Origin of the sequence: Arthrobacter sp. PvP103 (assembly GCF_017833075.1) — a bacterium.
Taxonomy (GTDB): Bacteria; Actinomycetota; Actinomycetes; order Actinomycetales; family Micrococcaceae; genus Arthrobacter.
Map to the genome: position 1 here is coordinate 1,519,220 of NZ_JAFIBQ010000001.1, position 13,558 is coordinate 1,532,777.

Genomic DNA, 13,558 nt, shown 5'->3' on the forward strand with positions numbered 1-13,558 from the left:
ATCCGGCTGCTTCCGTATCAGTCCCGGTCCGTACCCGGGACTGGTTTCGGCGCGCTATAGCGTCACCTCCCGGCGGTGCGGCCCGCGCCGCACGGCGTACCGCCGTGGCTGGCTCCGGAGGTCCGGCTGGCGCTCCCGACGCTGGACCAATACCTCGGCCCGGGGCCGTCGCTGGGCCGGGGCCGCTGAAATCCGGCGCGGGTTCCGGCGTGGGTTCCTGAAGATGCTGCCTGCTCATCCTGCCACTGTGCCGCCGGCCAGCCCGTCCGGACAGACCCCGCGCACGCCATGTGGACAACCTCCGGCGCCGAACAATCTGTGGAGGGGCAGTGCGCCGGCAGGACTCCCCCAGTACCCCCCGCTGGAGCCGCACAAGGGCACAGGCTGCCTACAACGGCGGCCGGAGGCGCAGACATGGCACTCCACAAGGCAGAATTAGGACCATGTTCCTGCTGCTGTCCGCCCACGCCGACGGCGCAGCCCTCCAGGAACTCGCAGCGGACGGCTCTGCTGCCGCGGGCAACCCCAAACCCCGCCTCATCGGCGCCGGCGAGCTGGCCGGCGTCGTACGTGAGCTCGAAAAGCGGCGCCCGCGCTGGATCTGGCACCGGACACAGGACTGGTACCCGGCGTTCCTGGCCGCGGGAGTTGAGCTGGAACGCTGCTACGACCTCGCACTCTGCGGCGCCATCCTGGCGCATTCTGAGTTCACCGCGCACACTGCCTACGCCCGCAACGCGGAAAAGCTCACCCAGGACGACGACTCGCAGCAGCCGCCACGCAGCCTGCAGCCGCCGCCCCAGCCGGCACATCAGGGGGCGCTCTTCGAGGACTCCGGACTCAGCCGGGCGCCAAGGCATTCACTCGAAGAGCTGCGCACCGAGTACGCCGACCAGCAGGAAGCCCTAAGCCAGGCGAGCACGGACGCGAACCGCAGGCAGCGGCTCCAGCTGCTCCTCGCCGCTGAATCCGCGGGGGCCATGATCGCCGCGGAAATGCAACACACCGGTGTGCCCTGGCGGGAAGAACTGCACGAAGAGATCCTGGCCGACTACCTGGGTCCGCGCCCGCCGCTGGGCCACCGGCCCGCCAGGCTCGAGGCGCTGACCACCGAACTCCGCAGGCTGCTGAACTCGCCAGGCCTCAACCCGGATTCGCCCCAGGAACTGATGCGCGCCCTGCACCGGAACGGCATTGAGGTGAAGACCACCCGGCAATGGGAGCTCAAGGAATCCAGCCACCCGGCCATCGAACCGCTCCTCGCCTACAAGAAGCTGGCCCGTCTCCATGCGGCCAACGGCTGGGCCTGGCTGGACGCCTGGGTGAATAACGGCCGCTTCCAGCCCGAGTATGTGGTGGGAGGCGTCGTCTCCGGGCGGTGGGCATCGCGCGGCGGCGGAGCACTGCAGATTCCGCGCCAGATCCGCGGCGCTGTGCACGCCGATCCCGGCCATAAACTCATCGTCGCTGACGCCTCGCAGCTCGAGCCGCGGGTGCTGGTGGCCCTGGCCCAGGACTCCAAAATGGCCGAAGCGGCCCGGGACAAGGATCTCTATGCGGGCATCGCAGCCCAGGGATTCGGCGGGGACCGTGCCAAAGCCAAGGTGGCCCTGCTTGGTGCCATCTACGGTGCCACCACCGGTGAATCCGGGCGCCTCATGCCGCAGCTGACCCGTACATACCCGCGTGCCGTCGGCTTCGTGGAACAGGCCGCCCGGGAGGGAGAGGCCGGCGGAACGGTCACCTCCAGGCTGGGCCGCAGCAGCCCGCCGCCGTCGGACCGCTGGCTGCAAAGCCAGAAATCCACCACCGCCGAGGAACAGCGCCGGGCGGACGCGATTGCCCGCTCCCGCGGCCGGTTCACCCGCAACTTCGTGGTCCAGGGGTCGGCAGCTGACTGGGCGGCCTGCTGGCTGGCGGAATTACGACGGCGGCTCCGCGCCATGCGGTCGGCCGGCGGACCCACGGGCGAGCTGGTGTTCTTCCTCCATGACGAAGTGATGGTCCACTGCCCCGACGACTCGGTGGACGCTTGTATCCGGGCCATCGAGGAGGCAGCTGCGGCCGCCAAGGAACTGCTGTTCGGCCGGATTCCGGTGGAATTTCCCGTAAGCGTGGCGGTAGTGGACTCCTACGACAAGGCGAAATAGCCCTGTAAGTCGCGCTTTGTAACCTACCTGTCGGTAGCTTTGTGGACTGTCTCGCATCCCGGTTAAGCTCGATTAGCCGGTTCGCAGCAGTGGCAGTGCAGCTCCGATAAAGGACCGGCCGATGCAATGACGCATGGAAATTTGGGGAGGCACCACACAGTGGCTGGCACATTTGAAATCATTAACGCTGAAGACGAGGCTTTCTACTTCCGGCTAAAGGCCGACGATGGCACGATAGTGGCGGTTTCGCCACGGTTCAAGACGCTCAAAGGCGTTGTAGCAGGTATCAACGCGGTCCGCGAAAGCGCCGCCACCGGGCTTGTGGTGAACCGCGCCCCAAGGGAGTTGGTATCTGGATAGTCCCGGGGGCCCGCCGGGACGGGCAACCGGGCCGCCCGGGAGTTGCACCGGGAGTTCACACATCGATCTGGTGCAAGCGCGACCGGTCCCAGGGAACGGACCAGCCCAGGTGATCGAACAGTTCGTTCAGGATCATCCCGGTAAAGCCCCAGACCACCACCTTGTTCACCACGAAGGCGGGGCTTAGGAACGACTGGCCGGCCCGGCTGACCGTTGCCATCACCCGGTTGTCGGGATCCAGGAGGTCCCGGACCGGGACCCGGAAAACCTGGGCCGATTCGCCGTAATCCACCACCCGGACAGGCGACGGCGAGTGCCACCAGGCAAGGACGGGCGTCACAAGGAAATTCCCGCGGGGCAGGGCCAACTGCGGCATGGCACCCAGTACCTCCACCCCGGCCGCGTCCAACCCTGTTTCCTCCTCGGCTTCGCGGAGTGCCGCTTCGATGGGCGTCTCGCCGGGGTCGATCCCGCCGCCTGGAAACGCCACCTGGCCGGGGTGGTCGTCCAGCGTGTGGGCGCGTTCCAGCAGAAGGACATCGAGGTCGGCCGGGGCCAACGGCTTTCCCGACGCAGCCGGAACGTTGTCCAAGGCGCCAAACAGCATCAGCACTGCGGCTTTGCGGGCAACGCTGTCATCCACCGCGAGATCGCGCCAGTAGGGATTGCGCGCCGGGCCGCTCCCGGCGTCGATGGCGGCAATGAGGTCCACGAGGTCCTGGCGGGCGGTCATTTTCCCCGCTTTTGTGATTCCATCCGGATTTCCGCGGCCCGGTGTGTTTCAGCCAGCAGCTGCGCCAGGAGCGCCTCCTGCCCGGGCGCGAGCTCGTATTTGAGCAGCTTGCGCGCTTTCTCCGGGTCCGTCTCCCCTGCCCCGTAGCTGGGGCACCACGTGGCCACCGCGCAGGCACCGCAGGCGGGCTTGCGTGCATGGCAGACGCGCCGTCCGTGAAACACCACCCGGTGCGAGAGCATTGTCCAGTCCCGCGGTTCGAACAGCTCGGCCACATCGGCCTCAACGCGGACGGGATCGTCAGATTCGGTCCAGCCCAACCGTCGGGCAAGGCGGCCAAAATGCGTGTCCACGGTAATCCCGGGAATGCCGAAGGCGTTGCCCAGCACCACGTTGGCGGTCTTGCGGCCCACGCCGGGCAGCGTTACCAGGTCCTGCAGCCGCGGCGGCACCTCACCGTCGTACTCGTCCACCAGCCGGTTGCACAGGGCCATGACGTTCCTCGCTTTTGCGCGGAAGAAACCGGTGGGCTTGAGGATCACTTCGAGCTCGACGGGGTCGGCTTCGGCCATGCTCCGGGCATCCGGATACCGGGCAAACAGCAGCGGTGTCACCTGGTTGACCACCACGTCGGTGGTCTGGGCCGAGAGCACGGTGGCCACCAGGAGCTCGAAGGGGCTGCGGAAGTCCAGCTCGGCGTGCGCATAAGGGTAGAGCTCCGCGAGCGCCCGGTTGATCCTGCGGGCCCGCCGCTTCAGCCCCAGCAGGGACTCCCCGGACGTCCGCGGGATAACGCTGCCCGGCTTCGGGGTGCCGGAAAGAGTGGCCACCGGCGGCCGGCTAGCCGCGCTCGATGTTGCTGAGGTCCCGCAGCACGCCCACCCGGCCGTCAGTGTGCTGCACCAGGAATTCATGCCCCCGGTCTTCCAGGGCAAGAACCCATCCGCCGGGATCGATCACGAATGCGGGCATGCCCGTCCGCTCATCGATGGCAGTGCGGGGCTGGGCCACGGCGAACCAGAAAGCCTCGTGGACAGGCTGCTCCTCGTGTTCCTCGGGGCGGCTGTACGGGTCAACGGTGGCACCGATGGGCTCCTGCGAGCTCACCTGCGGGTTCAGCATCGTCTCAGCGGGAACCGATGCGGAAGGCACCGCGCCTGCGGCCTGACCGGAGTGGGACTCCCGGCCGTCGGCGGGAACGTCGGCGGCCTGCGTCCGCTCGGAAACGGAAGGAACAACGTCGGCGGCCTGCGTCCGCTCGGAAACGGAAGGAACGACGGCGGCGGCCTGCGTAGCGGGCGACGTACCGGCACCACGGCTGGCCGCTGCAGCACCTACCGCCGCGGCCCCGGCAGCGGCAGCGGCGTTGTTGCCGGCCGCGTGGCCCGACGACGCGGCCACGCCTGCGGCAGCTGTCGGAACGGCACCTCCCTGCCTGGCTGCGCCGTGCTGTGCCGGTTCATGCTGTGCCGGCTCATGCGGAGTGGCCCCATGTTGTGCCGAGTCATGCTGGGTTGTCCCATGCTGGGTTGCCGCAGGCGGTGCCGCAGTTGCGGCGCCGGCATAGGGGCGGCCGCCGTTCGGGACCGCACTTCCGTCGGCGGCTCCCTTGCTTCCGGCGGCACCCTTTCCGGCGGCGTCGGCGGCACCGGCACCGCCTGCAGCTCCGGCTGTCAGTCGCTTGGACCAGCCGGCCAACGTGCTGGAGCCGGGCTCCTTGGCGGGCTTGGGCTCCTTCGGGGCGCTGGGCTTACGGAACGGTGCGGCGGACTCCCGGGCCACAACATGCGCGGGAACCTCGGCGCGGTCCAGGAAGTCACCGGCCAGGAAGGGAATGAAGCGTGCCAGCACAGTGGCCCCGAAAAGTCCCACGGATCCGATCAGTCCCACCAGCAGGACCGGGACGAATTCCTGGGCGGCGGCCAGGAAGAAGAACCCCAGGGAAAACGACGCGACCACGGAGGCGAACTGGTCAATGGACAGGGACCCTATCCGCACCCTGGACTCGGGGCTCAACCGGCGGGCCACAAAAAGGGCGGTCACAATGAGGGGCAGGATGATCCCCAGGCCCAGGAAGAAGAGGTTGCCCAGGTTCCACAGGTTGTACCGGGAACCGAACATCGGGATCAGCGACGCGACAAACAGAAGGAGCGTCGACGCAAAGACGGTGAGGTCGCGGACGGTGAACGGGCCAAGGACCGTTTCATTCTTCTTTCCGGTCAGCCTGCTTCCCGCGGGCTTCGCCCCTTCCGCGCTTGCCGGCTGGCCGGAACTCGCCGGGCCTGTCGCCTGACCGGGATGCTGATGGACGGCTTTGTGCTGTCCATGGCTCTGTTGGTTCATTCTGTTCTCCTTAGCACGGCGGCGCCCTGGACAGCGCCTCCTAACGGCAGGCAGAAACGGGACCGCCAAGCGGTCCTGTTGCCTCCATCGGATGTCACAACTCCATCTCAGCCTAGCCAAGTGATTGGCCGATCACTAGCTGACGGGCCGGAGGCGGGCGTAGCGGAATGTCGGCGGAATTTGCATAGCACACCCGCCTGTTTGCGGGGTGGACATGCCCCTCGAGGAAGGGGGCGGCCAAGCGTCCGGGTAACGGGTCCGGGGTCGCGGGCTGTGCGTTTTCAGAACCACTCGGCGCTTAATAAACGCCGCTCACGGTTCACTATGTGACGGGGCACACGCACGCTGCGGGGCAGGTATTAGTGTGTATTTCGGAACAGCTCTTTGCGGTACAGCCGTGACCAGCCGCCGCCCGATGCCGCGCATGCGGCCCGGCTGCGACCCGGTGACGGTCCGTCCCGCGCAGCAAAGATCGATGAATGATGAGGTTCACCATGTCCCAACAGACCACAGGCTCCACCACGACAACGCCCCGGCAGGGCGACGCCTTCGAGAACCTCTCCCAAGAGGACCGCAAGTTCGCCCCGTCACCGGGGTTCGCCGCCAACGCGGTGGTCACCGCCGCGGACTATGCAGAGGCCGATGCCGACCGTCCCGCGTTCTGGGCAAAGCAGGCCCGCGAGCTGCTGACCTGGAGCAAGGACTTCACCCAGACGCTGGACTGGTCCAGCCCTCCCTTCGCGAAATGGTTCGTCGGCGGCGAGATCAATGCCGCCTACAACGCCCTGGACCGGCACGTGGAGAACGGGCTCGGGGACCGGGTGGCCATCTACTTTGAGGGCGAGCCGGGCGACACCCGTACGTACACCTACGCGCAGCTCACCGAAGAGGTCAAGAAGGCAGCCAATGCCTTCGAATCCCTCGGCGTGGCCAAGGGCGACCGCGTGGCCGTCTACCTCCCCATGATCCCCGAGGCGGTCATCACGCTGCTGGCCTGCGCCCGGATCGGTGCCATCCACTCCGTAGTGTTCGGCGGCTTCTCCGCCGAAGCCCTGCGCTCCCGGATCGACGACGCCGAAGCCAAGCTCGTGGTCACGGCCGACGGCACCTACCGCCGCGGCAAGCCCAGCTCGCTCAAGCACGCGGTGGACGACGCGTTGTCCCACGAAGGGGACGGCAGCGGGCACACCGTCGAGAACGTCGTCGTCGTCAAGCGCAACGGCCAGGACGTGGACTGGCACGAGGGCAGGGACCATTGGTGGGCCGACACCGTGGAGGCCGCCTCACCGGACCACACCGCAGTGGGCCATGACTCCGAGCACCCGCTGTTCATCCTTTACACCTCCGGAACCACCGGAAAGCCCAAGGGCATCCTGCACACCACCGGCGGCTACCTTGCCCAGGGCGCATACACCCACAAGGCGGTGTTCGACCTGCACCCGGAGACGGACGTGTACTGGTGCACCGCCGACGTCGGCTGGATCACCGGCCACTCCTACGTCGCCTACGCCCCGCTGATCAACGGCGCCACCCAGGTCATGTACGAAGGCACCCCGGACTCCCCGCACCAGGGCCGCTGGTGGGAAATCATCGAAAAGTACAAGGTGTCCATCCTCTACACCGCACCCACCGCGATCCGGACCTTCATGAAGTGGGGCAAGGAGATCCCTGCCAAGTTCGACCTCTCCTCCATCCGCGTCCTCGGCTCGGTAGGCGAACCCATCAACCCCGAAGCCTGGATGTGGTACCGCGACGTCATCGGCGCCAACGCGGGTAAGAACGGTGAGAAGAAGGAAAACCCGGCCCCGATCGTAGACACCTGGTGGCAGACGGAAACCGGTGCCCAGATGATTGCCCCGCTGCCCGGCGTCACCGCCACCAAGCCCGGCTCGGCGCAGGTGCCGCTGCCAGGCATCGCCGTGGACGTAGTCGATGAGGCCGGCGAATCCGTACCGAACGGCCGCGGCGGCTTCCTGGTCATCCGCGAGCCCTGGCCGGCCATGCTCCGCGGCATCTGGGGTGACCCGGAACGCTTCAAGGAAACCTACTGGTCACGTTTCGAGACCATGTACTTCGCGGGCGACGGCGCCAAGAGGGACGACGACGGCGACGTCTGGCTGCTGGGCCGCGTGGACGACGTGATGAACATTTCCGGCCACCGGCTCTCCACCGCGGAGATCGAATCGGCCCTGGTCAGCCACCCCGCGGTTGCGGAAGCGGCCGTGGTCGGCGCCGCCGACGAAACCACCGGGCAGGCTGTCGTCGCCTTCGTGATCCTCCGCGAAGACGCCGTGGACTCCGGGGATGCAATCGTCCAGGAACTCCGCAACCACGTAAGCAAGGAGATCGGCCCGATCGCCAAGCCCAAGACCATCCTGGTGGTGCCCGAACTGCCCAAGACCCGTTCCGGCAAGATCATGCGCCGCCTCCTCAAAGACGTCGCCGAGGGCCGTGAAGTCGGCGATGCCACCACCCTGGCGGATAACACCGTGATGGCCCAGATCGCCCAGTCGCTCAGAAAGTAGCCGTCGCTCAAAAAGTAACACTCGCCGGGAACTCCGGCTGACGGGCGCCAGTCGGCCCCGCTTTTCCCCGCTCCGGCGCGGAAAAGCGGGGCCGCACTGCTTTGTGACGATTCAAACACATGATGCACCCAGAATGTTGTTTCCCGTTCTTTCCTGTTCTCTTTTGAGAGGTTATAGTCAGAGCATGTGAGGTGCCTCACATGCAGCTATTTTTCAAGGGAGAGAACATGGCAGCACAGTTTGATGCGTCGGCAACGGCTTACCCGAGCCGGCGGACCATCCTCAAGACCGTCGGCGTCGGCGCGGCAGGCCTGGCCGGCATTCCGTTCCTCGCCGCCTGCACGGGCGGGAGCGGGCCGTCGGCCACGGGTTCCGACTCCCCCGGCCTCACCTTCGGTTCAGGATCCTCGGACGACGTCCCCAAGCGCGCGTACCAGGCCGTGACCGATGCCTTCACCGCCAAGACCGGCAAGAAAGTCACCACGAACGTGGTGCCGCACAACGATTTCCAGAACAAGATCAATTCCTACCTGCAGGGCTCCCCGGACGACACCTTCACGTGGTTCGCCGGCTACCGCATGCAGTACTACGCGGGCAAGGGACTGCTCGCGCCGATCGACGACGTCTGGGAGAGCATCGGCGCCAACTACTCCGACGCGCTGAAGAAGGCGTCCACCGGCCCGGACGGCAAGCTGTACTTCGTCCCCAACTACAACTACCCGTGGGGCTTCTTCTACCGGAAGAGCCTCTGGGCGGAGAAGGGCTACGAGGTTCCGGAAACCTTCGACGCCCTCAAGGCCCTGGCCACCAAGATGAAGGCCGACGGCATCATCCCGATCGGCTTTGCCGACAAGGACGGCTGGCCGGCCATGGGCACCTTCGACTACATCAACATGCGGCTCAACGGCTACCAGTTCCATGTGGACCTCTGCGCGCACAAGGAATCCTGGGACCAGCAAAAAGTGAGCGCGGTCTTTGACACGTGGGCGGAACTCCTTCCCTTCCAGGACCCGGCAGCCCTCGGCCAGACATGGCAGGACGCGGCAAAGGCGCTGGAGGCCAAGAAGACCGGCATGTACCTGCTCGGGTCCTTCGTGACCCAGCAGTTCACCGATCCCGCAGTCCTGGCGGACATCCAATTCTTCGCCTTCCCCGAGATCGCCATGGAAGGCCGGGACGCCGTCGAAGCCCCCATCGACGGACTCCTGCTGTCCAAGAAGGGCGGCGAGAACAAGGCAGCCCGCGACTTCATGGCATTCCTGGGAACGGCCGAAGCCCAGGACGCCTACGCCGCCGTGGATTCCTCGAACATCGCCACGGCCAAGGGCACCGACACGTCCAAGTTCACGCCGCTCAACAAGACGTGCGCGGACACCATCGCAAACGCAAAATACATCAGCCAGTTCTTCGACCGCGACGCCCTTCCGGCCATGGCCAACAACGTGATGATCCCGGCCCTGCAGAGCTTCATCAAGGACGGCAAGATGGACGTCAAGAACCTCGAGGCACAGGCCAAGACGCTGTACGCCGCGCAGTAGTTCCGGCCCCGTCAGCCGCGCATCACAGGCAACCATCCAGGAAGGAACGACGACGGCGGCACAGCCTTCCGCCGTCGTCGTTCCTTCCCGGAATCCGGACCAATCGAGGGAAAACTTCCATGAGCAGTACAGCAAGAGAACTGGTTCCGCCGGAATCACGGGAGCCTGAAGGCGCTCCCGCGCAGCGGGCAAGGGGCGGCCGGGTCCGCCGCCTGTCCGGACAGGACAAGGTGGTCCTGTCGCTGATGGTGGGCATCCCCACCCTGATTGAACTGACCCTGGTGTGGCTGCCCATGCTGATGTCCGTGGGCCTCAGCTTCACCCGGTGGAACGGCCTGGACCTGGGCGACATCCGCCCTGCGGGCCTGGACAACTACCAGTACATCTCCCAGGACTACCCGCCGTTCTGGCCGGCGGTGCAGCACAACATGCTGTGGCTCCTGTTCCTGGCCCTCATCGCCACGCCGCTGGGCCTGCTGCTGGCCGTGCTGCTGGACCAGAACATCCGCGGCAGCAAGATCTACCAAAGCATCTTCTTTGCACCCGTGATGCTGTCGCTGGCCCTGATCGGCATCATCTGGCAGCTCTTCTACCAGCGCGACAACGGCCTGCTGAACTTCCTGCTTGGCACAGCCGGGACGCCGCAGGCCGTGGACTGGTTCGGGGATTCATCCGTCAACATCTGGGCCGCGATGATCGCGGCCACCTGGCGGCATGCCGGCTACGTCATGCTCCTGTACCTGGCAGGGCTCAAGGGTGTGGACCCCAGCCTGAAGGAAGCCGCCGCCATCGACGGCGCGAGCGCCGTCCAGACGTTTTTCCGGGTGGTCTTCCCGGCCATGCGGCCCATCAACATCGTGATAGTGGTCATCACCATCATCGAATCGCTGCGAGCCTTCGACGTCGTGTACGTCATCAACCGCGGCACCAACGGCCTGGAAATGCTCAGTGCCCTGGTGATCCAGAACTTGGTGGGCGAAGGCCAGGTGATCGGCGTCGGTTCGGCCCTGGCCGTGGTGCTGCTGGTCATTTCCCTCGTCCCCATCGTCTTCTACCTCAGCCGCACCTTTGGCAAGGAGAACAAAGCATGAGCACTACCGCAGTCCGCGCCGGCAGGAAAGATACTGCTGCAGGTCCCCGGTCCGGCAGCCGGCCCAAACGCCACTACGGAACCCATATCTTCCTGACCGTCATGGCCGTCATGTGGCTGGTCCCGCTGGGCTGGTCCGTCTTCACCGCCCTCCGTCCGGTGGCGTCCACCAACGAGCACGGCTACTTCAGCCTGGCGGGCGACTTCAATTTCGATAACTTCATCCAGGCGTGGACACAGGGCGGATTCGCCACGTACTTCTGGAACTCGGTACTCATCACGGTCCCGGCCGTGCTGATGACCCTTTTCCTGGCCTCCCTGATGGCCTTCGCCGTGAGCCGGGTGAACTGGAAGTTCAACATCACCCTGCTCATCATGTTCACCGCCGGCAACCTCCTGCCGCCACAGGTCCTTGCCGCGCCGTTGTTCGAGATGGCCAAGCACTTCGAGGTGCCGTACTCCTTCAGCGATTCCGGCAACATGCTGAACACCTACATCATTGTCATCGCGGTCAACACGGCCTTCCAGATGGGTTTCTGCACGTTCGTGCTCTCCAACTACATGAAGGCGCTCTCCGCCGACCTCACCGAAGCCGCTCTGGTGGACGGTGCCGGAATCTGGCGGCAGTACCGGGAGATCATCCTTCCGCTGTGCCGGCCGGCCTTCGCCGCGCTCGGCACACTGCAGGTCATCTTCATCTACAACGACTACTTCTGGCCGCTGCTGTTCATCCAGAGCGGCAACCGGCTCCCGATCACCACCGCCATCAACAACCTCCAGGGGCAGTTCCTGAACAACTACAACCTCCTGGCTGCCGGCGCCGTCATCACGGTCATCCCCACCCTGGTGATCTACCTGCTCCTGCAGCGGCAGTTTGTTGCAGGGCTGACTCTTGGTTCTTCCAAGGGGTAGACCATGATGGAAGCTGACGGGGACAGCACTCCCCCAGCCGCAGCCCGAAAGGAACTCCATGCTCCCCGCAGCACGCCACCAGGCAATCGTGGACGCCGTCCAGCGCGAGCGGGTGGTCCGCGTGTCGGACCTCGCCCAGCAGCTGGGTGTGTCGCTCATGACCGTTCGGCGGGACATCGAGCTGCTGGAAGAGGGCGGCCGGGTGGAGCGGATCCATGGCGGTGCCAAGCTTCCCGGCGATGCCAGCACCCATGAACCCGGCTTCGAGCAAAAGTCAACACAGCTCACGGCAGAGAAGCGGGCCATCGCCCTGGAAGCAGCCTCGCTGGTGCATGAGGGCATGGCGGTTGGGCTGGGCGCGGGAACCACCACATGGGCGCTCGCCAAGGAACTCGTCAACGGGCCGCGAATCACCGTGGTGACCAACTCCATCCGCATTGCCGATCTCTTCCATCACGGCTCGTCCTCCGGGGCCGGCCGCTACGGCTCCACGGTGATCCTGATAGGCGGCGAGCGCACGCCGTCGGACGCATTGGTGGGGCCTATTGCGACGGGGGCGCTGAAGCAGCTGCACCTGGACCTGCTGTTCCTGGGCGTGCACGGAATGGATCCGGATGCCGGCTTCACCACGCCCAACCTGCTGGAGGCCGAGACGGACCGTGCGTTTGTGGCGGCCTCCCGCAAGGTGGTGGTGGTGGCCGACCACACCAAGTGGGGCACGCAGGGCATGAGCACCATTGCGGGGTTCGAGGAAGCGGACGAGGTCATCAGCGACGCCGGGCTCAGCAGCGACGCGCGGCGGATCCTGCAGGAGAGCGTCAGCCGGCTGAGGATCGCCAACGCGGGGTAACCCTGCGTCCGGCGCTGTTCACGGCCCCGGGTCCGGCTACGGGCAGCCGCACGACTGCCTGATGCGCAGTCGGGTGGGGAACAGCCTATGTTCGGGCGGGCTTCCTTTCGTTTCACCCACCAGGGCACTGACGGCGGCCTCCGCCATGGCGCGGACCGGCTGCTCCACCGTGGTCAGTGCGGGCCAGCTGAATTCCGCCTCGGCGGACCCGTCGAAGGACGTCAGCGCCATATCCTGCGGAACGGATACGCCGGCCTCATGCAGGGCCCTGAGGATTCCGATGGCCTGCATGTCGGAGCTCGCAAACACCGCGGTCGGATGGCTGGCAGAAGCCACCAGGCGCTGCCCCGCCGCGTAGCCACCCTCCCGGGTGAATTCACCGCGGACAATGGGTCCTTCCGGCAGGCCGGCCGCAGCCAGCGCCTGGAGCCAGCCCTGTTCACGTCCGTCGACCTCGTTGGAGACGTTGGTGCCCATGGCCAGCGCAATATTCTTGTGGCCATGCCCGATCAGGTGCTCCACACCGATCTTGGCACCGGCGGCAAGATCCACGCCCACGCTGTTGAAGCCGGGAGAATCCCCGCTGTGATTGAGCAATACCGAGGGGATCTCGGCCGCCTCAAGTTCCGCCAGGTCCGGTTCAAACAACACGCTGGCCAGCACCACGCCGTCCACCTGGCGGGCGGCCAAGTTGCGGATGTTCCGCCGTTCCTTCGTTACATTGCCGTCCGAGTTCGTTAGAACCAGCGCAAATCCCCGGTCAGCTGCGGCGTCTTCCACCGCGTGCGCCAGCAAGGAGAAGAATGGGTTGCTGTTGTCCGGAATGATCAGGCCGATGGTTTCGCTGGAGCCGAGTTTCAGCGCCCGCGCCGCGGCGTTGGGACGGTAGCCCAGGACGCGGATTGCGTCCTGGACCTTCGCCTCGGTGGCCGGCGCAACCCGCTTGGGTCCGCCGTTGACAACGTAACTGACCACCGCCGTACTCACACCCGCATAGCGGGCAACATCCTTGCGGGTTACCGGGCCTCGGGGCGGGTGCGTTGCGGGAATGGTCATG

11 protein-coding genes are annotated in these 13,558 nt (G+C 66.1%); 7 read left to right on the forward strand and 4 right to left on the reverse strand.

Annotation, left to right across the window (positions count from 1 at the left end; translation table 11 throughout):
* Positions 1–443: 443 nt before the first annotated feature.
* Entirely contained in the window at positions 444–2,150 is a 1,707-nt protein-coding gene (locus JOE41_RS07020) for a bifunctional 3'-5' exonuclease/DNA polymerase (protein ID WP_209751695.1), read from the forward strand.
* A 159-nt stretch (positions 2,151–2,309) separates the two neighbouring features.
* Positions 2,310–2,510: a YegP family protein gene (locus tag JOE41_RS07025; RefSeq protein ID WP_011694003.1), complete on the forward strand. Its 201-nt coding sequence runs from the start codon at positions 2,310–2,312 to the stop codon at positions 2,508–2,510.
* A 55-nt stretch (positions 2,511–2,565) separates the two neighbouring features.
* Here JOE41_RS07025 and JOE41_RS07030 read toward each other — a convergent pair whose 3' ends face one another.
* Genes JOE41_RS07030 through JOE41_RS07040 form a run of 3 tightly spaced genes read right to left on the reverse strand, consistent with a single transcriptional unit; the run spans position 2,566 to position 5,586 of the window.
* On the reverse strand, positions 2,566–3,243 hold the full coding sequence (locus JOE41_RS07030; RefSeq protein ID WP_209751697.1) for a CoA pyrophosphatase: 678 nt from the start codon (positions 3,241–3,243) through the stop codon (positions 2,566–2,568).
* The gene (nth, locus tag JOE41_RS07035; protein ID WP_307800673.1) at positions 3,240–4,073 is read right to left on the reverse strand and encodes an endonuclease III; all 834 of its coding nucleotides are present in this window, start codon (positions 4,071–4,073) and stop codon (positions 3,240–3,242) included. The genes JOE41_RS07030 and nth overlap by 4 nt, the downstream gene beginning before the upstream one ends.
* A gap of 10 nt (positions 4,074–4,083) precedes the next feature.
* Complete coding sequence (locus JOE41_RS07040; protein ID WP_209751699.1) at positions 4,084–5,586, reverse strand: hypothetical protein; 1,503 nt, start codon at positions 5,584–5,586, stop codon at positions 4,084–4,086.
* A 494-nt stretch (positions 5,587–6,080) separates the two neighbouring features.
* Here JOE41_RS07040 and acs point away from each other — a divergent pair, with 494 nt between their 5' ends.
* The 5 genes from acs to JOE41_RS07065 all read left to right on the forward strand — a co-directional run bounded on the left by acs (position 6,081) and on the right by JOE41_RS07065 (position 12,501).
* Complete coding sequence (gene acs, locus JOE41_RS07045; protein WP_209751701.1) at positions 6,081–8,111, forward strand: acetate--CoA ligase; 2,031 nt, start codon at positions 6,081–6,083, stop codon at positions 8,109–8,111.
* Positions 8,112–8,338: 227 nt separating this feature from the next.
* On the forward strand, positions 8,339–9,649 hold the full coding sequence (locus JOE41_RS07050) for an ABC transporter substrate-binding protein (RefSeq protein ID WP_052309810.1): 1,311 nt from the start codon (positions 8,339–8,341) through the stop codon (positions 9,647–9,649).
* Between the two features lie 119 nt (positions 9,650–9,768).
* Entirely contained in the window at positions 9,769–10,740 is a 972-nt protein-coding gene (locus JOE41_RS07055; RefSeq protein WP_011693205.1) for a carbohydrate ABC transporter permease, read from the forward strand.
* The gene (locus tag JOE41_RS07060) at positions 10,737–11,651 is read left to right on the forward strand and encodes a carbohydrate ABC transporter permease (RefSeq protein ID WP_011693206.1); all 915 of its coding nucleotides are present in this window, start codon (positions 10,737–10,739) and stop codon (positions 11,649–11,651) included. Before JOE41_RS07055 ends, JOE41_RS07060 begins: the two co-directional genes overlap by 4 nt.
* A gap of 58 nt (positions 11,652–11,709) precedes the next feature.
* Positions 11,710–12,501: a DeoR/GlpR family DNA-binding transcription regulator gene (locus tag JOE41_RS07065; RefSeq protein WP_209751703.1), complete on the forward strand. Its 792-nt coding sequence runs from the start codon at positions 11,710–11,712 to the stop codon at positions 12,499–12,501.
* Between the two features lie 36 nt (positions 12,502–12,537).
* Here JOE41_RS07065 and JOE41_RS07070 read toward each other — a convergent pair whose 3' ends face one another.
* A complete protein-coding gene (locus JOE41_RS07070) occupies positions 12,538–13,557 on the reverse strand; it encodes a LacI family DNA-binding transcriptional regulator (RefSeq protein ID WP_043431022.1) in 1,020 nt (339 codons plus the stop codon).
* Between the last annotated feature and the right edge of the window lies 1 nt (position 13,558).

Coding starts and splice junctions, on each gene's coding strand:
- JOE41_RS07020 (WP_209751695.1), top strand. CDS start 444: ATGTTCCTGCTGCTGTCCGCCCACGCCGACGGCGCAGCCCTCCAGGAA.
- JOE41_RS07030 (WP_209751697.1), bottom strand. CDS start 3,243: ATGACCGCCCGCCAGGACCTCGTGGACCTCATTGCCGCCATCGACGCC.
- JOE41_RS07040 (WP_209751699.1), bottom strand. CDS start 5,586: ATGAACCAACAGAGCCATGGACAGCACAAAGCCGTCCATCAGCATCCC.
- acs (WP_209751701.1), top strand. CDS start 6,081: ATGTCCCAACAGACCACAGGCTCCACCACGACAACGCCCCGGCAGGGC.
- JOE41_RS07050 (WP_052309810.1), top strand. CDS start 8,339: ATGGCAGCACAGTTTGATGCGTCGGCAACGGCTTACCCGAGCCGGCGG.
- JOE41_RS07055 (WP_011693205.1), top strand. CDS start 9,769: ATGAGCAGTACAGCAAGAGAACTGGTTCCGCCGGAATCACGGGAGCCT.
- JOE41_RS07060 (WP_011693206.1), top strand. CDS start 10,737: ATGAGCACTACCGCAGTCCGCGCCGGCAGGAAAGATACTGCTGCAGGT.
- JOE41_RS07065 (WP_209751703.1), top strand. CDS start 11,710: ATGCTCCCCGCAGCACGCCACCAGGCAATCGTGGACGCCGTCCAGCGC.
- JOE41_RS07070 (WP_043431022.1), bottom strand. CDS start 13,557: ATGACCATTCCCGCAACGCACCCGCCCCGAGGCCCGGTAACCCGCAAG.